This window comes from Paenibacillus sp. J22P90, assembly GCF_059692195.1.
On record NZ_JCAUAY010000013.1, the window covers coordinates 120,531 to 141,797 of the forward strand.

Genomic DNA, 21,267 nt, shown 5'->3' on the forward strand with positions numbered 1-21,267 from the left:
TAACAAACGGGGAGCAGCTTGCCACAGCAGCTCCCTGTTTTCATTAATGTAACGGGCAGAATACTTACAACAAATTCCCACACGGATAAACAAAGGATTTTCTATTTTCCAACCGAATAGTGATGAATTGCAGCTAAGAAGAGGGCATCATTGCATGAAAGTAAAATTTGGAATATTTTCTTTTGTAATTGTAATTACTCTACAATCTATTGACAGCTTAGAGGGGAAACAATTTGAAAAAACTAATAAAATGGATATTACCATTAGTTCTGATATCAATAACTACTAGTTGTGATGAGAATGCCGATATTTCAGAAAATACTACCCCACCTAGTATGTCTGGAAAAATCACTGCCATAGGAGACGAGGGAAGAGACTTTCTAGTTGTTTCACCTGACAAATTCTTAGATAAAGATAAGAAGATGCGAGATGCCGCTTGGTACAAAATGCGAGACGATGCAGATATTGTGGACTTAAAGGGAAATATGATTAAAGTGGGAGACGTGAAAATTGGATCTACGGTTAAGGTGTGGGAAGGAAGAGACAGTGGAAGTAGTGGTCTCGATCTCAGCTACCCAGATCGAAGAAGTGGTGCTCGTCTTATGGTTACCAGCATTGATCCAGGTAAAGGTGACGCTAGAGGAAGAGTTACAGGACTGGAGAAATCTGGCGAAGGTATCAACGAGGTTTGGCATGTAAACGTAGAGGGAAAAAGATATCAGTTGCTTGATATCACTCAAGTATGGAAGGATGGGGTTCTCTCAGTAGTTAATACCGTTAAAGTTGGAGACCAAATAAAGATTTGGTTCCTTGAATATGTGGAGAGTGTGGACAGGCAAAAAGTGGTGACGCAGGTCGTTATCTACTGAAATAGATAACGTAATAAGGTGATGTGCGTATATTCATCCAATATTCAACTAACGGCGAACGATAGCACAATAACAAACAGGGAGCAGCTTGATGTACAGCTTCCTGTTTTCGTTCAAAGAATAGTTCGAACAAAAAAGGTATTGTTAGAGGGAGTTTAATAGTTAAATGATAAAGAAGAAATGGAAATTCAATGATTCGGAGAACACGGCAGTATTATCAATAAGAGAAGTTGTATTTAATAAAAATCCAATATTAGTTGTTCAGTTATGATTCCATATTGAAAAACGATTAAGACGGGAGCGATTTTTACAGGGTTTTAAGAAAGTTGTTCGATGGCGCTCCATGTCTTCGGCACCACGGATGCCACATAGACGTTTCCAGCCAAGGCATATTTCTGCGCCACCCGCAGTACCTCATCTGCGGTCACCGCCTCTACTTTGGCTACGAAAGCATCAACATCAAACTCCAATCCATACAGTGTGCTATAACTCAGAGAATCATTTAGAGTGAGCACATCATCCATACCGATTACCAGCTGTCCGGTCAAACAGGCAATGGCGCGGCGGAGCTCCGCAGCACTGACGAGACTTGTCTCCAGATCCGCCAGGTGCTTAAACAGAATTTCTCTTGCCCCGTTTACGTACGTTGCCGGCAGTCCCATATATCCCAAAAGGTAGCCGCGGTCATGAAAAGACTCGTAATCCACATCGACCGCATACGCGAGTCCCTTTTCTTCACGAATCTCATCATACAAACGAGAAGACGCATTTCCATGAGCTCCTAAAATCGTGGCAATAACTTCAAGCGCCGGCTCATCGCCGCTCCCGTAACCTGCTACCGGAATTGCCCATGAAATATGCGCCTGTTTGACGCTGCGTTCGACAACCGCCTCTTTTTGCTGCAGATCATATTCACGCCTCTCCTGCTCGGCACGATCCTTCGGCTGATGAACTTTTAGGCGTTCCAAATAGGAGAGCACCGCAAATTCATCAAAATTGCCCGTCGCTACAAAGATCACAGCGCCTGTGTGATAGTGCGCATTATAAAATTGAAGGAGATGTGAGCGCTGAATCTTCCGCACGCTTTTTTTAGTACCCAGAAGCGAGCTTCGCTTCAACAGACCTTCGAGCACTTCGCCGGAAACCGAAGACGGTTGATCGGCATACATATGAATTTCTTCGATGATGACCTGTTTTTCTTTTTCGATTTCTTCTTCCGGGAGCGCCGGCTGCCAAAAAAAGTCCGATAGAAGATCAAGCGCCTCCATGCCGTACTTGCTTTGCACCTGGATGTAGTACTTGGTTTCATCCTCCGAGGTATAGGCATTGGGAAGCGTGCCGAGGTCCGCTGCGTCCTGGTTAATCTTTTTTGCCGTTTTCGTGACGCTGCCTTTAAAGAGCATATGTTCGAGAAAATGAGCAGTCCCGGCAGGGAAGCCTACTTCCATGTTGCATCCTGCTTTAATCGCGTAGGCAAAGACCGCACTGCGCGAAGACGAATCTGGCTTCAGCACGACTTGTAAATGATTTTTTAATGTCATGATCCGCATGCGCAGATCCCCCTTTACTTTTTGCATTATGAATTTTCCGGATGGAACCTTCGTATCTGGCTTCCGTGCTAATATATATCCATATTACACTATTTTGGTTCATACCTATAGGAGGGTTGGTATGTTCGAGTCGAATGAGGAAATCAGGATCATACACTCTTCAATATAGATATTACAAACGCTGAGGATAAGGAACTACTCGAAATATTAGAGTCTGTATTAATAAAATATACCTTGAAACAGGACAATTAATTGAGGATATTACTAAGTGTTATAAAGGAAGGATTCATGAATTCCAATCTGATTATGAGCGTTTTTTGGTTATTTAAAGATATGATGAAGTTATCAGGAGAGTGCTTGTCCGTTATAGGGCATTTGTAAATGATGTATTCGAGCAATCAACGGATTGCTTTATTATCCTTAAGAATACGAGAACTCCATGGAAACAGGCTGCAGCGCAGCCTATTAAGCTAAAGGGCAGTTTAGCATGGTGATTGACAAGTGTTTGAAGTGAATCCATATGGTAAAATAAAGGATATTATTAAACATTAAAGGTTTCGATTTGAAAACTCTGAATAACCACTCCCGAAAACCAAACCCCTATGATCCAAAAAGATCAAGAGAGGGATGCCCCAGGAGTCAAACCTTAACCTACAGGTTAAGTTATATTTATTACACTTGAGTTCCAATAATAAGCCTATTGGTTATTTGATTATAGGTCAAAAGATATTTTTTCCCATTCTTCAGCCCGAATTTTAACGTGTTATTAGCCGTTAACTGGAAGAATAAATCAGGTGTTTCTACATTACTCTTCAAAATTTCAAATGTTTTACATCTACCTCCGCGAATAACGGTTATCGTTGTTCTTGTACTGTAAATTCCTAGGTCATCTATGAATGGACCGCCTAAAGTGATGTTATCTCCGTGAAGTTTATTCGGGTCAAGTTTAAATAGGGCCTGCGAACGGGTAACAGGTGCTCGAAACATTCTCATAATTCTCGTTTTTTCATTAAATACAAATAAAAACGATGTTCCTTTTTCACTCTAAATAACTGAGCTATGTTGGGATTTAATGAAGCCATACTGAAATCACATTCCGAAGCATATCCCTTAACAACACGGACCTTTTTCTTAATGGCTTCTCGTTGAAGTATAACTACAGAACCATCAGGAATTTGAAACAAATTACCTTCGGGTCCTCCACCGCACTCATTTATAAAAAGAATGTTTTAGCTTGATTAGGATTAATGCCGAAATCAACAAGTCCTCGAAGAGTATTGTATATCTATCTTTTGATGTTGCGCTTATTGCGTTGACTGCTGCTTTGTGGGCCAAAGATGACCGTTACATTTGACAAAGGGATTAATTGGATTGAGTTACCATTCACTGTTATTTCCAAAAAATCTTTGCCTATCTGAACGATCCGTCTACTATTTAAGATTGTTGGGCTATTGGTTTGGCCGTCTCTCGCTATGGAATTTAGAGCTATGCTAAACCTTCTGGCTGTAGGATTTTGTGCTTTACGGTTTATCGACATAAGTTGAAGGCCGGAAGGGGAAAGAACTAATCCACCTGAGACTTCGATCGTTGATCGTAAAACTCTGAGAATTGTTTGCTCTTCAACTTGTCCAAATGGATTGATTAACGTAGTTAATTTAGCACCTATTAATTGAGATAATCTCTGTTGCAACGTTATTGGCGTTTGTCGTGTTTGACGTATTCTATAAGGGGCAGATTTGACCATCTTTGTTCCCTCCTTTATATATCAATATATGTTAGAGATTCATAGAGCGTCTGGATGTTATAATTATTAATTGCTAAATTTCCGATGCAAAGAAAACAAAGAGCCCCCCTCGCTGCGAGAAGTATTATTTGCCGTCGTAATTACCCAACCTTAGAAGAACTTCATAAGGAAATCGATTCGTATATTATTTTTTATAATAACGAGCGTTTGCAGGCAAAACTAAACGGCCTTAGTCCGATAGAATTCAGGACTAGGGCCGCTTAACTGATTTTTGCCATATGCGAAGCCGATTAATTCGACTGCGGGGATTAGGTACGCGATCGTTGGGCGGCAGTGTAACCGTAAGGAATGGGGAATTAATCGTCTGACGAATAAGAGAGCGGGCTTTTGCCACATTCTTCGAAAAGATCGCGCTCGTTAATGTTTTGGCCAATGCTCGAACATGGGAAGGGCGTAACGCAGAACGTCCCATTATGAGATCGAAGGCATTGCAGAAACTCGTCAAGAATGCAGCGCCCATGCAAGCAGAGAAATTTCCCGGTGTTCCTGCCTCTAATCGTAACAATTTATTATTGCCAAAAGAAAACGGACCTAGGGTATTTTCTAATATATCAAGCAACCGCTCTTGCTTGCCAAGCTTCAGTACACGGGTTAACGCACATGCGAAGCGTGGATTCGAAACAATGCGATTCAATAGACTTCTCATCAGCTCAACATTTGCAACCAAGTTTCTCCTATATAAATCCATGTTAATTTTTTGTGAAGGTTTTAAGCGAGCTGGGATTTTTGTTCTATGGGTGGAACTGGTATTGTTTATTCGTCTTCCGATACGGAATATGTTTTTTCTAGTATCATACTGTACGATATAGGTCGCGTTGTTTCTTAGTTTAAATAATCTCTGGTTGGATCCCGTTAATTTGAAAGCCGGTTGGATATCGTCTTCAAATGCTTCAAAAACAACGGAGAGGTTGCGTCGAATCTGGTAGCACCGATAAAAGAGGTGTTTGGAAATTCAACTCTTTTAGATTTTGATAATCCAAGTGTTGAGCTGAATGGATTAGCACAACAAGGGAAATAGGATATTCCATTTGGAATGAGTGGAGGATATTTAAATATGAAGTAATATTGTTCTTAACTCCAATAGAGCCTGTACAAGTGGATTGCATCACATTTGCGAGGCAATAATAGGATGGTTAGCGGCTGGTATGGACGTATTATGTCCAATGTCACCTGGGGCTAGATATTAAGACGTAATTCCGCCATCATAGCCTCAGCTTTCAAAGGGTCTTCATTAAGCAGCTTCCGGTACGTCAGCATCCAATTCAGCGTTATAAGCATATGATCATATTCGTCCTTCTTGCGCTCAATGTCATTGATCTTCTGAAGAATCCATTCTATTACTTCTTGGTTCGTGCGTTCATTCGTATCGTGATCCTGCAAAATTGTCTTCAGCTCAGCTAACGAGCAGCCGATGCCCTGAAATTTCTTAATCAGTTTTAAACGTTCAATTGCTTCCTCTGAGTAGTTGCGGTAATTATTCTTCTCTCGTTGAATATGCCTGCTGTCAAGCAAGCCTTCCTTCTCATAAAAACGAATGGTATGGGGTGTTAAACCCATCAAGTCTCCTAATTCTTGAATTTTCATAAGCAATTATGCCTCCAAACGCTTGCCTTAGAGTTTACTTCATAGTTTAGACTAGAGTTATATCTTCGTCAAATGATTAAGGAGGCGTAAAAATATTATGCGTATATTTGTTACAGGTGCAACTGGTTATATTGGTACCGCTGTTGTCCGCGAGCTCATCGGTGCGGGCCATCAGGTAGTTGGTCTGACCCGTTCAGATCGTGGTGCTCAAATTTTAGAAAGCTTTGGGGCTGAGGTGGCTCGCGGTGCATTAGAGGATCTGGATATACTGCGCAGCAGTGCAGCCACTTCAGACGGTGTTATTCATCTGGCATTTAACCACGATTTCTCTAATTTCGCGGCATCACTAGCAACGGATCTTAGCGCCATCGAGGCAATGGGAGAGGGGCTTCTTGGGGGCTCAAGTAAACCACTTGTTATCACAGCGCATGCTAATGGCAAAGCATCGGAAGATGCAGCACTTGCGTTTATTGAACAAGGTGTGAGAGTATCGATCGTTTCTCTTGCACCTTCCGTTCATGGAGAAGGAGATAAAGGCTTTGTGCCGCAATTAATCCGGATCGCCCAGGAAAGAGGTTCTTCAGCATTCATTGGAGACGGCACTAATCGTTGGCCAGCGATTCATCGCATGGATGCGGCAGTTTTGTTCCGCCTCACTGTAGAGTCTGCACCTGCAGGCTCAAGACTGGATGGTGTGGACGAGGAAGGCATTCCGTTCAGCGACATTGCCGGCGTTATCGGTCGTCACGTGGATGTCCCGATAGTCAGCATCTCGCGTGAAGAGGCACCATCGGTCTTCGGTTTTCTAGGCATGGTTGCGTCACTTGACTTAGCAAGATCAAGTGACGCGACCAGAGAGTTGCTCGGCTGGAAGCCTGTCCAACAAGGGCTTCTCGCAGATCTGGAGCAAGGACATTATTTCACAAAATAGCGGAAAGTCCACAGATTAGGATGAGCTGCACAATCGACGTGGCTTATTTTGATTTAAAGAGGAAGGCACTCAGAACAACGACGCCGCTAATCAGACAATGTTCTTGCTGTCGGTTGTCAAGAACATTGTCCGAATGAAATCCACTAAAAACGCGGGCTTTTTTAGTTATCGGATCAAGATCCGACAGGGAGCAGAATGCGTCGCAACTGCACCCTTTTTCATTTAAGTAACGAGCAGAATTCATAAATAGAAAGGAGTCAAAATGAGTACTATTACAGTTCAGGGTATGCTCCCTTCAGAGTTTATAAGTACCTATAAATCAGATTTAGTTTTCAAACAAATTAAAAGATATAAGGATAAAATAAATCAAGAATGGGATGAGGTTATCCATGATTTTTTAAAATTGGATTATGAAGCTGAAAACTTAATTTATGCTTTTGTCTCATTTGTGGAACAAGATATTGATATTGGCCAAGAATTTAACCATTATTGTTATAGAAATGATCCCAAAGCAATTAAAAATATTGAATGCAGAATTTGTACAATTATTAACCCTCTTATATATTTACCCATGGATAAGATTGGAAAAGGGCATAAAGCGATATGTGTATTACAATTTAACTCAACAACTAAAGAAAGATTTCAACTTCCTGTGATTGACGGGTTTCATATGAATAAAGATGGGAACGAAGTAATTCTATTCAATGAATAGCTGGGTTCGTGAAGACAACTCGTTTGTGATGGGGGATTCAACTAACGAGAAACGTTACTTGAATAGACTACAAAATTAGGCTGCAACCGCGAAAACGATTGGCAGCTTCATTAAGCTATCGGGCAGTAGAGTGGAATAACCAAGATAGAAATACTGTAAAATGATGGAACTTTCATGGATGCTGAACGTCTAAATGTTTATTAGTTATTAAGGAAAAGGGGATTTCATGAGAAAATTTGTAATCGTTGCGATTTTAAGCTTGTTTTTGCTGAGTGCATGTTCATCTCAACAAAAATATTCTGAACAAACTAAACCTACTCAATTAATATCAATTACATTAACAGAAACTTATCCTGGGAATTTAACAAATGTAAATAGAGTCGAATTGTTTGATGGTTCTTCAGGGGAAAGAAAAATAGTAGCAGATCTGACAATAATTCAAAAATGGCTTAACCGAATTAAAGATATTAAATTAATACCTGAAAAGGATCAAGGTGTAAGGGCTGGGGACGTATTTGGAATTGCTTTATATGAAGGCTAAGTTAAAAAATTTGGGTTTCAATCAGGGAATGTAAACAATGTATATTACAAGACCAATAAAGATTTCGTAGAACCAATCAGAGCCTTATTTAAGGAACAGTTTGGAAGACAATTCTAGGCAGGCTTTTCGGTAAGAAATATCATTAAGCTAACGGATAACGTTTGTTCAATGCAGTAATGGAGGCTGCCGGAACGATCGGCAGCCTTTCGCTCACCTAAAGCGCAGAATAATGCAACTTTGCTCTAAATCACACTTTTGTATATCTAACTTATAATGGGCGGAGTTATCTAATTTAGGAATTATGAGGAATAAATCTCTTTGGGTTGCATCAATTTCAATATTTATACTAGCTGCTTACATCGTAATATCCACGACTTTTATTAATGAACAAGCTTTTGTGAAACGGGAAATAGTTGAAGTGAACTATAATAAGCATATTTTGAATTTCCAGGATGGTAAGGTAACCGTTACTTCTCGTAAATGCACCGTGGTGAGTTTCGAAGTTAAAGATCAAGATGATGTAACAATGCAGTATTTGACTACATTTAACGGAACAAGTTGGGAACTTCAAGTTCAATAATGTAAGTTGGATGAACATAATACACTTATCACAAAAGCCGTCACAACATTGTGCGACGGCTTTTGGTTAGGTATCTTTCCACAAGGATCGGAAAAAGCTCTGCAATTTGGGCAATGTGCTCAGCATGTTGTCTATAGTACATATAAGGATCAATGATGAATTCCATGCCTTGGTGAGCATGATAAACGTTCCAAAAGGCAGTCGTTTGACGATGAAATGTCATTTGGACCGGTACAGTATTAAGTTGAAAATCCTTAATGAGAGTCAGTAGGACGACCTCCTTTTTAACGCATCGCAATACAACAACATTTTAACACAATGCAGGGCAAAGACAATACGAAAGTATGAGGCTACAATGGAATCATAATAACGATTTCATCAATGAACAGACTCAAATGATGACAACACGGTAATATAATCAAAGTGAATTGTAAGCGTTTCCATTTCTAGTTCCGTATTCAAGTGCATTGGAGGTGGTAAATAGTGCTCCTATGTAACGGGGGGATGAAAAAAATATTGCATAAATAAAGGTGGATTCTTTAATAAGTTTAATTAAAGCAGGTTGGAAACCACAACTTGGCATGGAACGGCGAAACCGGCGTATTCCCCGAATTTAGGGGAATCGGTATCGCCAAAGCAACGATGATGGAAGCGGAACGGATCTTATCGAGCAGAATGTAGACCTTGCTCTGCTGGAGGTCATAACGAAGAACAAGCATGCGATTGCGGCCTATTGTAATGGAGGATTCCGCATCGTCGACCGACTTGTCAGTTTCATACGTGAAGGTGCGTGGGTGAGCAATCCCTTCGCCATGACGGGGTTCCACAATTGTGACGGACACTTGGTATCCATCACATTATATCAGTGTGAGGCTGCGCCTGAAAGAAAGAATAGTGCGTCATTCTTCCTACTGGCTTTATCCGAAGTGTTCGGAAAAGCATCAACAGGAGACAAGAGCCGAATGGGAGGTAACTGAATGATTAATTGCGGAATGTGCGAATTGGATATAACGCCGCCGATCGGTTCAAGCTTGCCCGGGTATTTCGAAAACGGCAAATCGACAGGCAATCGGGATCCGTTGTCTGCCAAAGCGCTTGTGTGATGATCTGTCGGCTATTCGTTATATCATGGATCATGTGCCTAATCCTCGTTATGAGATTTCAAGCAGTTGTTTATTGATGGCCTCGTTAAGTTATGTTTTGAATGTTTTGATGCATCGAGTTTGAATGCGTCAAGGGAATATCAAAAAATTAAGAAAAAGAGGGATTAGGAATGACAAAGAGATTACTTCCAAAAGTGAGGTTCTTGGTGGTGGCGCTTATGGTGTCGCTGCTGGCCTCGTTCATATCACCAGTTGGCAGCCCTATGGCGCCTACAGCGTTCGCGAGTACCATTAGCAACGAAAAGGTTGAGGTGTATGTTAACGGCCTGTTCGTGCGCGTACTTGACAGTAATAAGTACGATGAAAATGGAATCCTTTGGGTAGCGTCGGAGGCAATGGCAAACGACTTTCGCGCAGTATCCTACAATTTGCTTGACGGCAGCGGCTTTGCTATGAAAAATAACTACTATGAAATGATAGCCAAGCATGGCGACAGCTTTGTTACCGTTAATAACGTTGCGAACGGTGGTGGCGGAAGCATAGGGGCTAAAATTAATCTTCCAACAGGCACGCAGGTTTACAGGGAAGGCGATTTAAACTATTTACCACTTGAAACCCTTGTAAAGGCTTACAAAGAGGTATTTGGCGAGGACGCTATTAGCCTGAATATAGAAGCGACATCCTCGGCGGTAAGAGCTTTTGTTACGCTTGACGCTACTCTGTACGATATAGTCAATATCCCGCAAGCCACAACAGATCAAATAAAAACCGACGGCTTATCCAGAGACGGGTGGTATGAAATCCCGCTTGACGACCCGGACGCTAAAGTAACGGTTTGGCGCAGGTCACAAAATGCTGAGCAGTTATTCAGCCCGCAGATGGATACTGTAAACACAGGGTTTGCATGGGTACTCGCGCCCGAACCGCAATTTGTTAATAAGTTGTCTATATTCTTTCCCGGACAGGCGGGTTTTGTAGGAAGCGTGGGGAATCTTAACGAGAATGAGACTCAACTGCTTAGGGTACGGATTGAGCCTACGGATGGCAGCGCCCCGTACGAATTCCAAACTACTGTTAAAACTAAGGCGGGGCGGTTTGGATTCGGCTCAGACGTATATAACGAACAATTCTTTAGAAAATTCGTTCCTTATACCAATAATGAACTGATGTTGAGAGCCACATTTGAAAATATAAGCGTGTACTTTGACTATGATTATCCGGACAACGAACGGTTTGCTTGGAAACCCACCGCAAGTTGGGTACCATCGGTAACGGCTTCTATCCCCTTTAACACAGATCATACCCTGGAGTACAGAAAACAGGGCGAAAGCAATTGGGAAAAAGCTATGAACATGATGTATGACGACCGTTACAATAACTTCAGGGGTTCTATCGTGGGGCTTGAACCGGGCACCACATATGAAGTAAGGCTAACGATTGAAAGTAAAAGCATTGTAAAAGAAGCTTCAATCATAACATTGAGTGAGAAAATCACTTACTCTTCTACTGAATATGACGTAAGCGACTTCTACACTCCCGAGATGGCGAAGGCAGGCAAACCATTATCGCTTCAGGGCTTGAAAGGTACCGCCGACGCATGGATTAGAATAACTAACAAATACGGAATCGTGATTAACGCCACCGACGAGTTCTGGGATGCGGTCGTCCTGGGCAACTCTGAGTATGTTGAGCTTAACGGACTGATTGTAAGGGGCGGCTTGCGCAACGGTATAACCGTTCACAGCTCGGCCAAACACATTCGCATTGTGAATTGCGATGTCTCAGGCTTCGGCAGGTACGGCGCGCATTATCTGGGCAATAATCTTCCTGGGGCGGACGCCGGCGGAAGGACTATAGTGGACAGGCGCACGGGCTGGTTCTATGATGCTAACGTGCGGCCTATCAACACCGATGCCGGTATCCGCATCAGCGATGTAGATTATATCCTTGTTGAGAAAAACTATATTCATGACCCGAAAGGCTCAGCCACAGGCTGGGGCAGCAACTCCGGCGTTAATGGATGGAGCGAGAGACATCCGCTTGGCGTGGACGGTTTCTATTTGAGGGGCGGCGAAGGCGTTGTTATTCGCTATAATGACATTGTAGCGGGCAACGACAAATACTGGAGCTATGGCCTTTCAACCTATAACAACTCCTCTTATGACGGAGGGATGGGCTGGGACTCCGACCTTTACGGGAACTATGTTTTAGGCGCGAACGCCGATGGGCTTGAGGTTGACGGCGGCTCCATGAACGTTAGGGTTTACGGCAATAAGATAGAAGCCGCAAGCCAGCCGATAAGCCTTGACAGCAGTGCGCTAGGACCTATATACGTGTTCAGGAATCTTATTACCAATCAGGGGGATCAGCTTGAATATACCGTTGGCGGCTTAAAGCATGGAACAGCCGATGCAAGCCCCTCGAAACCCGCGCACTGGTATCACTACCGCGGCCTGGATCATGTATTCAACAATACAATCATACTCCCCGAAGGCGCTGTTGGCGCGCGCGGTGGCATAGCGAATACTAGCGGGATATTCAACAGGTCATTTTACAGAAATAACATAATTGAACAAGCCAGCCCTCAACTGGTGGGCATGGCCCATGTGTACGCTGTACCTGGCTCCAGCTTCGACTATGATATTTCTAACGGAGCGATACAGCTTAACACATTTGTCGGCGAGCCTAGAGAAGAACACGGCTTTACAGCGCTTACTGGTTATGACGGCGAAACGGCCAAGGCAGCGTTTGTAAACCCCGAGAGGGGCGACTACCGCCTTATGGCCGATAGCATTGGTGTAGACGACGGCTGGGTGATTCCCAACTTCAACAAAGGCTATAAGGGCGAGGCGCCAGACATAGGCGCTTTAGAGTATGACGTAAACGGCCATATGGATCTGATGCCATACAGGCCCATCGATTACTTGAACGCAGATGGTTATGAGCTTAAGCTTGATGGGAACCAGACGAAAACCATTGAGATTTTCGTAGGCGACTCAGTGCCCAGTGGTATGGGTTATACCCTGCTCAAGAACAATGAAACTGAGTTCTTCACCGTTAAAAACGCGTCGGGCCATACATCCGGCACTTTAACGGCAGGCGTGCTGACCCTTACAATAACCAGCGACATGACCAAGATCAAAGAAGATTTTAGGGGCTGGCAATATCCCGTTGGTAAAGGCGCCTTCATCATTAAGCTTGACGATGGCAACTCTGTCCCGGTCTCGGTTTATGTGAAAAACACCACGGAAGTGGCCGTACAGCAAATCGTGTTGAGTGTTGACACTACTACAATTTTCGCTGGAGACACCAAGCAGCTTATCGCGGATGTATTACCCGGCAATGCCACTGATAAGAACGTTGTTTGGACATCGAGCGACTCGGATATAGCTTCAGTAGACCAAAACGGGCTTGTAACCGCATATTCAGAGGGGAAGGCGACCATTACAGCCACGATTGGCAACATTAGCGCCAGTTGTGAGGTTACTGTAAAAGCTAAAGAGGGCGAATTGATTGAAATCCGCCAGGCGGACCCGATACCGGGAACAGGCGCGGCCAGTGCCGTTTGGATATCTTGGTTTGTTCTTGGGGATCACGCTACTCCCTCTTCCGGTAAAGTCTATGATTCCAATGGCAATCTGGTTGTGCCCACTCTAGAAGATTTCAGGGCTCCGGATGCCAACAACCCAAGGGGCTTCTACCGCTGGCAATCGAAGGGCAAAATAAACGCAGGGGTATATACAGTTGTAATCACAGCGCAATACGGCAGCACGTTTGAAACCTATACCGCTACACTCACTGTGAAGAAGGAAGGAAATTCTTATATAAGTTCTGTGCTCTCCAATGAACAATGGGTAGGTCCGCTTGTCCTTACATTAGATCAACAAAGCAGCTCCATAACTCTAGCGACTTATTCGATTACGGGCACCGTGAATAGGGCGGCGACGGTAAAAGTAAACGGGACTTCAGTTTCAGTTGGTTCAGATTTGAGATTTACCGCCACCCTGCAGCTTGGGCAAGGCAATAATAAGATCACCGTTGAATCGATCGATTCGGCAGGAATTTCAGCGGAGCCGGCCTCCATCATGCTGTTTGTCGATTCCATTGCACCGGTCGATGCTGTGTTATCAGCTGACGTTACAGCACCAACCAATATGGACGTGAACGTAACGATCAGCTATCCGGACGATGCGACGGTGAAAGAGTACAAGGTAGGCGAAAACGGCGCATGGATGGCATACGACGCTCCAGTGGCAATCTCCGAGAACAACACTGTGTATGCAAGAGGAACGGATGCAGTCGGTAATGTATCGAATGTTACCAATTATCTCGTAAGCAATATTGATAAATCTGCTCTGACTGCAATCGTAACATACAGCCAAATTACTTCTACATCAGACAAAGTGGTTGCAATCATTACACCGAATAGGCCAGTAACCATCACAAATAACGGTGGCTCAAACAGCTATTCCTTCTACTTCAATGGGTGCTTTACTTTCGATTTTGTTGATATTTACGGGACAAAGGGTACAGCAACGGCGACTGTGAACAATATTGTATCCAAAAGTAAAGCTAAGCCGGGCACAGCTGTCCTTTCCGATGACAATGGGGTTGATACTGGCCTTAAGGATGGTAATTTTAATATTCTGATGAATATGTGGTACGGAGAAAACGGCAAGATTTATAAGCTTTATGAAAATGATGTGTTAATCGATACCAAGATTCTTGCAGATAACACGCCGAATGCCCAATCAACCGTTACTTCAATTACTTATAAGCCAAATGGCATGTATCGTTACTACGCTGAACTTACCAATGCGTATGGTACAACGAAGAGTAGTGTGTACACTGTAAACGTAACGCAAGCAGCGCCAGCCAAACCGGTTTTATCCAACGATAACTGGGATGGTGACGGAAACTTCAACATCAACATGAACATGTGGTGGGGAGTCAATGGGACAACATATAATTTATATGAGAATGGGACTCTCATCTATACACAAGCATTGACAAATAACAGCCCGACTGCCCAATCTGCTTTGAATGTTACAGCCAATAAGGCAAAGGGCACCTATGCGTATCGTGCTGAGCTTGTCAACTATGCGGGTGCCACGTCTAGTGATACGATGATTGTCAATGTAACCAAGTAAGTGTTTGCACTATGTTGAGGTAGAGGCATAGGTATTAGAAAATGCAATTCGATACGGAAATGGTTGGAGAAAGTTAGGGATATAAGTTCTTCTCTGTTTTGCAAATGGGGTAAGGCCCATAATTGATAAATACCTCTCTTATATATAAAGAGAGGTTGTTTTTTAAATTGGACTAGCAGAGAACGAACGCTCAATAAAGGTCATTTGGCCTTTAACAGTTCTTTTTTCTTATGCAACTTCCTGAATATCATGAGTTCGAAATACTCCCTGGATCACCTGGTCAGATGAAGTTAGGCTTCGGCAAGCAAATTAAGCCCTCAAACAAATTATTTTATAGATTATTTTTGGCCAACTACTTGTACTTCTTTGGAGTAAACTCAAATTCAGAGAGTAAGGTTTATGTTATTACTCAAATCTGATGATTTTATTTACGTAAAAGCCAGTACCTCGATAGAAAGTTCATTACGCTAACGAATAACGTTTGTTTTATACTCATATAGCGGCAGCTGGTCCCCCGATCGGCTGCCGTTGTCTATTGAAGTAACGGGCAGTAGAGTAATAAAACACTTGTATTATATTTCGTTCATATGAATGCATGGTAAAATGTCCCTATTCGAGACAAGGTATATTAGCCGTGTTTCATTATACTATTGAGGAGACTGCAATGATGAACAACAGGATTATTTGGATCAGTTCTATCAGTCATCTTGAACAATTTACGTTACATGTAAAGAACAAACTACAAGTGAAAAATGCAGCATTTCCTCATGTACGCTTACTCACCAATTACGTACCCATTATTTATTTTTCAAAAGGAAATTTAAGTATTTCTAATGGGATGGTTTCTTATATTGCTGAGCTTTCAAAGGAAGGTTGGATAAAGAAGTATTATAACTTAGATACAAAACTACAGTTCTCCTTATTACTTGATGAAATACTTGAAATTGATAGGTATGTGCATCCAGAACATATCAATAATTACTATAGAACGAATTGGATTAGGATTAAGACTTCAAAAAAAGTATTCACAGAGGATATCCTGCTTTCTCAAGGTGGAAGTGGCCCTTCAATGAATGGAATCATTCAAAGTACAAATGAAATTTATGATAAATTGAAAGAATTAAAGGGTTAAGAAACTGGAGGGTTTCCTCGTCGATACTGAGACATATCAATCAGAGAAAGTTAGTGTAAACGTTAACAAGGAACAATTAAATGAACCTAAACCGCTTTTAATTGAAAGTAAAACATACGTACCAATGTATACTTTTTTCAAAACATTAGGATTTGAAGTCGATTGGAATCCTAAGGACCAGACTGCGAGAATTATTGATCGAAATACTGGTACCTTTGGTTTATCTTTTTTAGTTGATACAAATCAGATCCCACTCTTTTACATGCCACAAAAAAATGCTGACCCATTTATTTCTATAGCGATACTAGATGATACTCCGATTTTGATAAACGATGATGTTTATATCCCACTAAGGTCTTTTTGTGAAATTTTTGCAGGAGATATTCAATGGAACGAAGATGAACGAAAAGTGATTGTCAATGTAAATACAAATGACTTTTCAAAAATATGGAAAGCACTCGAATCCCACGAGACCAAAGAGGGGAATCAATCAAAATCTACTAAAATGACACAAAAGTCTATACCAGGCATGGTTCCTTTAGACATTAAGCAGAACTTAGAAAAGACTTTCAGCCTTAATTTCAGACAGGCCAATTTTTTGAATGGGGGAGAGAGATATCCAGCGGAGTTTTTAATTAGTGGCTCGTCTTCTGCTACTGAGACAGGTATCACATTGAAATGTGATCTTTATGGAAATTTGCCTGAAAATGTGCGTCTTATTGCTCTATCAGTGACGGGAGATAGTAAAGAAGAAGTAAATAAAATAGCCCTAGAATACTTTGCCTCGGTTGCAACCACTCCATACGATGGTTCAAATATACAGGCAGCTAAAAAGTGGGTCGTAAATAACACACTTAACAAAGGCGAAATCCGTGATACCATGATAGGTAATATAAGCTTCGAAATATCAGGTGGACCCAATTTTCGATTGCTACAAATTGCAAGTCCTCCAGAGAATAAATAACCGTTTTCGTTGTGTCTTTATGCTTAAGGAGAGCAAATAGTTAAACAAAACAAGGAGCAGCAGCTGCGGCAGATCTGCTCCTTGTTTTTATTGAGCTAACGGGCAGGTTAGTTTCAATCTCTTAAGTAAGAATGGGCTATAGAAAATAAGTCTTTATATTCCAAATAAAGGGGAAGGTATTTTTGATGAAGAATATAATATTCTTCTGGCAAAATCCCTTAAAGTCTGAGCTAATCAAATGAAGTGAAATGGAGATGAAGTGAATATGAACATATATCATGCAGTCCCAAAAAATATGATTGGTACAAAGTTAAAGTCTTTGAATGTGTTAAAAGAAACAAATTCAGAACTCTACGAACAGTACATAACCAAATACAAACCTAACAGACTAATCCTCTTGGAAAGAATGGTTCCTAAATTGAACTGTTTATGGAATGATGTAATTCATTTTCTCCCAATACACTCCAATTTAGTTTACAAAGGGGTAGTTGAGTCAGGTGGAAACCCTGAATTTACATTTAATCATTTATTTTATAAGATACCTATTGCAAAAGTTGATGAGGAGGCAACCATCGCTCTTTATAGGTATAGCAAAGAAAAATTCAAAGGAATCTTTAATGAAATCGACAATTCCGAAATACAGTTGTTAGATGACATCCAAGGATATAGAGAACTAGATTGCTTACCAGAAGTAACTGTTGACTATTATAGAGAGCAACTAAGTTTAGGGAATAAATTTGGTTTATATCATTTTGTTCCTCATATTTTTATTAGAGGAGAAGTTGATATTGAAAATGTAGAGATAATTGATTGGAGTGAGAACTCTGATATAGAAATATAGAAAGGGTCTACATTGAAGTAACGGAAAACTATAGTTCAATCACCAACACAACGGCAGCCGGCACTGATCGGCTGTCGTTGTTCGTTGAAGTAAAGGGCAGTTTAGTTGAAAAGTAATAATAAAAAAGTGCTTATTAAAAAGAAAAAACCTTAACTCGTTACAAATATGAAAACAGCCGCAAATTGTGAGCGGCTGCTTTTTTCATCTAACTGGCGGTTAATTTATTTTAAACTTGTCTTTATATTTTTCTGCAAATTCTTTAAACGAAGTTAATTTAATATTGTAATTCTTTAATAAATCAATATCTACATTATAACCCGCTACGTTATTCCATTGGTCGCCTTTTACAGCTAATGGATGAATTCCTTGCTCCAATGCCTCTTCAATACTAAGTGTTGTGATTTTAAGCTCTTTTCCTGTGACCTCCGAGATGATCTCGGCAATTTTTTTATACGACAGCGATTCGGCAGCTAACTCAATATTATGTCCATTGAATTTTTCAGGATTTGCAAAGGCAGCACAAACAAAAGAAGCAATATCTTCAACTGCAATGTGATCTATAGGTGTATCCGCAAACGTAACCGTTTTTATTTCCCCTTGTTGTAAATCAGGATACATGAACCCAGATTTTTCAGCAGTGAAATTTTCCATAATAGCTGCTGGTTTCACGATCGTCCATGTAGGAAAGCCTGCTGAACGAACAGCCTCCTCTATATCCCACTTATCTGTCCAATACTTCTCAAACCAATAACCTGTTCCCCAATCAGGGAACTCAGTACATCTGCTTGTGGCTGCAACAGAAGTGTGCACAAATTGTTCTACGCCAACTTTTTTTGCACTTTGAATTAATGCAAAAGCCTGTTTCCTCTCTCTATCCGTTTCATTGGTATCCACTCCAGAAATCGGTACAGAAAAAACAGCATCGACATTTTTCATAGCATTCTCCAAAGAGGATGGGTCATCGAAGTTACCTACTACAGCTTCTGCCCCTTTTTGAATAAGCGCCTGGGCTTTAGAAGAATTAATATCTCTAACTAAAATACGAAATTTAAATCCCTGTTTTAATGCTTCATTTGCAACAGCACCGCCTTGTAATCCAGTAGCGCCCGTAACTAAAATCAATTTTTGATTATTCATTTTGATATCACCTTTCATGGGTATATTTTTAGTTTGGTTGTAGATTATAGAACTCAGCGAGTTTCTCATACAATTTTAATCGCGTATCAAAGCCTTCTTGGGCAGTTGACACGATAAGTTCTTGGACATCTAGGCTATCCGCCAAGAAGTCCAATTTCGGCTTCAATTCGCTCCACGTACCTATTACAATCGTAGATAAAAACGATTGCGCAGCTTGATGATGAGCTTCAGAATACCGTAACTCATGTGCCTTCAGTGGATCGACACCCGTGAAGTACCCTAAGTTTTGTAAATATTTTAAACTTAGAATTCTTGTTTGATATTCTACTTCTTTATCCGTATCTCCGCCGATTACTGAAACGCCTAATATAACATCTGGTGCTGACACGCCATGATTTGCTTGATAAAGATTGCGATACAAAGAGATGGCTTCTTTTGCCCCTGCGGGGTTGAAATGATATGCAAAAGAGTAGTTGGCTGCTTCAATTGCAGCAAGTTGGGCACTATATGAGCTAGACCCTAGAATCCAGATTGGCGGAAGTAGTGCGTCTTGTGGCATCGCAATGATCTGGGCAAATGAATTATCAGACAACGACGCTGAAGGTTGGTCATATCCTCTTAATTCACGAAGCAATCCCTGTAAATCATCTGAGTTTAATGAATTCATAGAGCGACGTAAGGCAAGCGCAGTTTTACTGTCAGTTCCAGGTGCACGGCCCACACCCAAGTCAATGCGATCTGGGTAGAACGTCTGCAGTAGTTTGAAGTTCTCAGCTACTTTTAACGGAGAATGATTGGGAAGCATGACGCCACCAGAACCAACCCGTATGCGCTGCGTATTCGCAGCTATTTGACCGATTAACAGTTCGGGCGAAGTGCTGGCTACGGAGGAAAGATTATGATGCTCCGTGACCCAAAAGCGTTCGTAACCTAGTTCTTCCCCTTTGCTCGCTAGTTTAACCGAATTAAATAAAGCTTGTTTGGCTGATGTTTCATGATCGACTGGAGCCATATCCAATATAGATAAACGTTGAACCATGTTCTGCCTACATCCTTTCTAGTGATTGATCTCACGCCCATATTGATAAGGTACTCCTAAATGCTCACGTAAAGTTGTTCCTTCATAATCCTTCATGAAACAATTATTTTAAAACCACAGCAAAAGTGGTACTATTACCTTATTCCTTATAAGCAATAATAACAAGTACTGTTATTTTTAATAGGTACTATGTTTTTTGGTAGTAATGAGATTTCATTTGGCTATTTTAGGAGGAGAAATGTGACTAAAAATACGAAGTACCGTACACCTGACTGTGGATTAACAAAAGTTCAACAAATGTTAGGAGGGAAATGGAAACTCTTATTACTATGGTATCTTTCAGAGGAGCCTAGACGTTTTGGAGAGATCCGTCGGTGTTTTCCGGAGATTACTGAGGCCATGTTGACAAAACAGTTGAGGGAACTGGAGCAGGATAAATTAATCTATCGTGAAGTATTCAAGGTAGTTCCGCCAAGAGTAGAGTATTCATTAACAGATTTAGGATTAAAATTTTCTCCAATTATACAGGCAATGTATGAGTGGGGGGAAGAGAATTTGAAGGATTACACCATAGTCGCTAAACACAATTAGCGTTACTATTAGGGGATTCGTTTCTCATATTTTGTTATTTATTATTTATTATTTTTTAACGGGTAACGTTTGTTCAATACACAGCAATGCGAGGCTGCCGGCACGATCGGCAGCCTTTCGCTCACCTAACGTGCAGTTTAACTCAAAGTGATGTACGTAATCGGTGTAAATTTCATGAACAATTACAGATGAAAAATGTTAATATCTTTAGTAAAGCTAAAAGAAAGGGGCTCTTACTTTGGAATTCTGGAGTCAGGAAAGTGATTACTTCAAGTTACAACCCCTTACAAAAGAAATGGTGGCAAATGGAGAAAAAGAATTAAAGGTCAAACTACCCAAATCCTTAATTGCCTTACTGGAGAAGCAAAACGGAGGATACATTAATTTTGATGCACATCCCACTTCACTTCCAACTGAATGGGCGGATGATCATATCAAGGTTGACCACATATATGGGATAGCTCCGAATGAGGGATTACTACAAAGTTCTTACTTAATCAGCGAGTGGGGACTACCAAAGAAACTTATCATCATATCAGGCGATGGTCACTGGTGGATTGCTTTAGATTACCGCAATTGTAACGAAGAACCTCCAGTAATATATATTGAGAGCGATGGAGGATTCACGATTGAGTTGGCTAATAACTTCGACTCATTTCTAACGGGTTTATGTAATTGGGAATATGAAGATTAAAAGATTTATTTTATTGCGCTAACGGCGAACGTTTGTTCAATACAC

Annotated in this window: 20 protein-coding genes and 1 pseudogene; 13 read left to right on the top strand and 8 right to left on the bottom strand. The window is 41.3% G+C overall.

Translation table 11 applies throughout. The features are described from left to right. The first annotated feature begins 233 nt into the window (after positions 1–233). Complete coding sequence (locus AC58UX_RS29570) at positions 234–869, top strand: hypothetical protein (protein WP_497259495.1); 636 nt, start codon at positions 234–236, stop codon at positions 867–869. 317 nt (positions 870–1,186) lie between these two features. Here AC58UX_RS29570 and AC58UX_RS29575 read toward each other — a convergent pair whose 3' ends face one another. The 3 genes from AC58UX_RS29575 to AC58UX_RS29585 all read right to left on the bottom strand — a co-directional run bounded on the left by AC58UX_RS29575 (position 1,187) and on the right by AC58UX_RS29585 (position 4,163). Next, complete coding sequence (locus AC58UX_RS29575; protein ID WP_497259497.1) at positions 1,187–2,419, bottom strand: M16 family metallopeptidase; 1,233 nt, start codon at positions 2,417–2,419, stop codon at positions 1,187–1,189. Between the two features lie 672 nt (positions 2,420–3,091). Continuing rightward, the gene (locus AC58UX_RS29580; protein ID WP_497259499.1) at positions 3,092–3,412 is read right to left on the bottom strand and encodes a hypothetical protein; all 321 of its coding nucleotides are present in this window, start codon (positions 3,410–3,412) and stop codon (positions 3,092–3,094) included. A 292-nt stretch (positions 3,413–3,704) separates the two neighbouring features. Continuing rightward, the gene (locus AC58UX_RS29585) at positions 3,705–4,163 is read right to left on the bottom strand and encodes a hypothetical protein (RefSeq protein WP_497259501.1); all 459 of its coding nucleotides are present in this window, start codon (positions 4,161–4,163) and stop codon (positions 3,705–3,707) included. 171 nt (positions 4,164–4,334) lie between these two features. Between AC58UX_RS29585 and AC58UX_RS29590 the strand changes: the two are divergent. Next, a pseudogene (locus AC58UX_RS29590) lies at positions 4,335–4,427 on the top strand (IS3 family transposase); the annotation flags it as partial. Here AC58UX_RS29590 and AC58UX_RS29595 read toward each other — a convergent pair. Both AC58UX_RS29595 and AC58UX_RS29600 read right to left on the bottom strand, forming a co-directional pair. Next, positions 4,414–4,869 (bottom strand): hypothetical protein, encoded by a 456-nt coding sequence (locus AC58UX_RS29595; protein ID WP_497259503.1) that lies wholly within the window; start codon positions 4,867–4,869, stop codon positions 4,414–4,416. The pseudogene AC58UX_RS29590 and the gene AC58UX_RS29595 sit on opposite strands and share 14 nt — an antisense overlap. Positions 4,870–5,399: 530 nt before the next feature. Continuing rightward, entirely contained in the window at positions 5,400–5,807 is a 408-nt protein-coding gene (locus AC58UX_RS29600) for a MerR family transcriptional regulator (protein ID WP_497259505.1), read from the bottom strand. Positions 5,808–5,904: 97 nt separating this feature from the next. Here AC58UX_RS29600 and AC58UX_RS29605 point away from each other — a divergent pair, with 97 nt between their 5' ends. The 4 genes from AC58UX_RS29605 to AC58UX_RS29620 all read left to right on the top strand — a co-directional run bounded on the left by AC58UX_RS29605 (position 5,905) and on the right by AC58UX_RS29620 (position 8,571). Next, a complete protein-coding gene (locus AC58UX_RS29605; RefSeq protein ID WP_497259507.1) occupies positions 5,905–6,738 on the top strand; it encodes an SDR family oxidoreductase in 834 nt (277 codons plus the stop codon). A gap of 262 nt (positions 6,739–7,000) precedes the next feature. Beyond that, positions 7,001–7,450 (top strand): hypothetical protein, encoded by a 450-nt coding sequence (locus AC58UX_RS29610; protein ID WP_497259509.1) that lies wholly within the window; start codon positions 7,001–7,003, stop codon positions 7,448–7,450. A 226-nt stretch (positions 7,451–7,676) separates the two neighbouring features. Next, entirely contained in the window at positions 7,677–7,991 is a 315-nt protein-coding gene (locus AC58UX_RS29615; RefSeq protein ID WP_497259511.1) for a hypothetical protein, read from the top strand. A gap of 301 nt (positions 7,992–8,292) precedes the next feature. Then, complete coding sequence (locus AC58UX_RS29620) at positions 8,293–8,571, top strand: hypothetical protein (protein WP_497259513.1); 279 nt, start codon at positions 8,293–8,295, stop codon at positions 8,569–8,571. Between the two features lie 548 nt (positions 8,572–9,119). On the opposite strand, the gene AC58UX_RS29625 is transcribed toward AC58UX_RS29620, so the two are convergent. Next, positions 9,120–9,413: a hypothetical protein gene (locus AC58UX_RS29625; protein ID WP_497259515.1), complete on the bottom strand. Its 294-nt coding sequence runs from the start codon at positions 9,411–9,413 to the stop codon at positions 9,120–9,122. Between the two features lie 135 nt (positions 9,414–9,548). On the opposite strand from AC58UX_RS29625, the gene AC58UX_RS29630 reads away from it, so the two are divergent. The 5 genes from AC58UX_RS29630 (at position 9,549) to AC58UX_RS29650 (ending at position 17,761) form a co-directional block, all read left to right on the top strand. Beyond that, entirely contained in the window at positions 9,549–9,674 is a 126-nt protein-coding gene (locus AC58UX_RS29630; RefSeq protein WP_497259517.1) for a hypothetical protein, read from the top strand. A gap of 170 nt (positions 9,675–9,844) precedes the next feature. Further along, complete coding sequence (locus AC58UX_RS29635; protein WP_497259519.1) at positions 9,845–14,824, top strand: Ig-like domain-containing protein; 4,980 nt, start codon at positions 9,845–9,847, stop codon at positions 14,822–14,824. A gap of 667 nt (positions 14,825–15,491) precedes the next feature. Further along, a complete protein-coding gene (locus AC58UX_RS29640) occupies positions 15,492–15,956 on the top strand; it encodes a hypothetical protein (RefSeq protein WP_497259521.1) in 465 nt (154 codons plus the stop codon). Between the two features lie 4 nt (positions 15,957–15,960). Further along, on the top strand, positions 15,961–16,920 hold the full coding sequence (locus AC58UX_RS29645) for a copper amine oxidase N-terminal domain-containing protein (RefSeq protein ID WP_497259629.1): 960 nt from the start codon (positions 15,961–15,963) through the stop codon (positions 16,918–16,920). 265 nt (positions 16,921–17,185) lie between these two features. Continuing rightward, positions 17,186–17,761, top strand: a complete 576-nt coding sequence (locus tag AC58UX_RS29650; RefSeq protein WP_497259523.1) for a group-specific protein — start codon at positions 17,186–17,188, stop codon at positions 17,759–17,761. A 216-nt stretch (positions 17,762–17,977) separates the two neighbouring features. Here the strand turns inward: AC58UX_RS29650 and AC58UX_RS29655 are convergent, their stop codons facing one another. Both AC58UX_RS29655 and AC58UX_RS29660 read right to left on the bottom strand, forming a co-directional pair. Further along, entirely contained in the window at positions 17,978–18,898 is a 921-nt protein-coding gene (locus AC58UX_RS29655; protein WP_497259525.1) for an NmrA/HSCARG family protein, read from the bottom strand. 28 nt (positions 18,899–18,926) lie between these two features. Next, entirely contained in the window at positions 18,927–19,937 is a 1,011-nt protein-coding gene (locus AC58UX_RS29660; RefSeq protein WP_497259527.1) for an LLM class flavin-dependent oxidoreductase, read from the bottom strand. 240 nt (positions 19,938–20,177) lie between these two features. Here AC58UX_RS29660 and AC58UX_RS29665 point away from each other — a divergent pair, with 240 nt between their 5' ends. Together AC58UX_RS29665 and AC58UX_RS29670 are read left to right on the top strand one after the other, a co-directional pair. Further along, positions 20,178–20,528 (top strand): winged helix-turn-helix transcriptional regulator, encoded by a 351-nt coding sequence (locus tag AC58UX_RS29665; protein ID WP_497259529.1) that lies wholly within the window; start codon positions 20,178–20,180, stop codon positions 20,526–20,528. Between the two features lie 238 nt (positions 20,529–20,766). Then, positions 20,767–21,222, top strand: coding sequence for an SMI1/KNR4 family protein (locus tag AC58UX_RS29670; RefSeq protein WP_497259531.1), 456 nt, complete (start codon positions 20,767–20,769; stop codon positions 21,220–21,222). The last annotated feature ends 45 nt before the right edge of the window (positions 21,223–21,267 follow it).

Bases quoted from the DNA above. Each gene is read 5' to 3' on its own strand.
- AC58UX_RS29575 (WP_497259497.1), bottom strand. From the start codon at position 2,419: ATGCGGATCATGACATTAAAAAATCATTTACAAGTCGTGCTGAAGCCA.
- AC58UX_RS29580 (WP_497259499.1), bottom strand. From the start codon at position 3,412: ATGAGAATGTTTCGAGCACCTGTTACCCGTTCGCAGGCCCTATTTAAA.
- AC58UX_RS29585 (WP_497259501.1), bottom strand. From the start codon at position 4,163: ATGGTCAAATCTGCCCCTTATAGAATACGTCAAACACGACAAACGCCA.
- AC58UX_RS29595 (WP_497259503.1), bottom strand. From the start codon at position 4,869: ATGAGAAGTCTATTGAATCGCATTGTTTCGAATCCACGCTTCGCATGT.
- AC58UX_RS29600 (WP_497259505.1), bottom strand. From the start codon at position 5,807: ATGAAAATTCAAGAATTAGGAGACTTGATGGGTTTAACACCCCATACC.
- AC58UX_RS29605 (WP_497259507.1), top strand. From the start codon at position 5,905: ATGCGTATATTTGTTACAGGTGCAACTGGTTATATTGGTACCGCTGTT.
- AC58UX_RS29610 (WP_497259509.1), top strand. From the start codon at position 7,001: ATGAGTACTATTACAGTTCAGGGTATGCTCCCTTCAGAGTTTATAAGT.
- AC58UX_RS29615 (WP_497259511.1), top strand. From the start codon at position 7,677: ATGAGAAAATTTGTAATCGTTGCGATTTTAAGCTTGTTTTTGCTGAGT.
- AC58UX_RS29620 (WP_497259513.1), top strand. From the start codon at position 8,293: ATGAGGAATAAATCTCTTTGGGTTGCATCAATTTCAATATTTATACTA.
- AC58UX_RS29630 (WP_497259517.1), top strand. From the start codon at position 9,549: ATGATTAATTGCGGAATGTGCGAATTGGATATAACGCCGCCGATCGGT.
- AC58UX_RS29635 (WP_497259519.1), top strand. From the start codon at position 9,845: ATGACAAAGAGATTACTTCCAAAAGTGAGGTTCTTGGTGGTGGCGCTT.
- AC58UX_RS29640 (WP_497259521.1), top strand. From the start codon at position 15,492: ATGAACAACAGGATTATTTGGATCAGTTCTATCAGTCATCTTGAACAA.
- AC58UX_RS29650 (WP_497259523.1), top strand. From the start codon at position 17,186: ATGAACATATATCATGCAGTCCCAAAAAATATGATTGGTACAAAGTTA.
- AC58UX_RS29655 (WP_497259525.1), bottom strand. From the start codon at position 18,898: ATGAATAATCAAAAATTGATTTTAGTTACGGGCGCTACTGGATTACAA.
- AC58UX_RS29660 (WP_497259527.1), bottom strand. From the start codon at position 19,937: ATGGTTCAACGTTTATCTATATTGGATATGGCTCCAGTCGATCATGAA.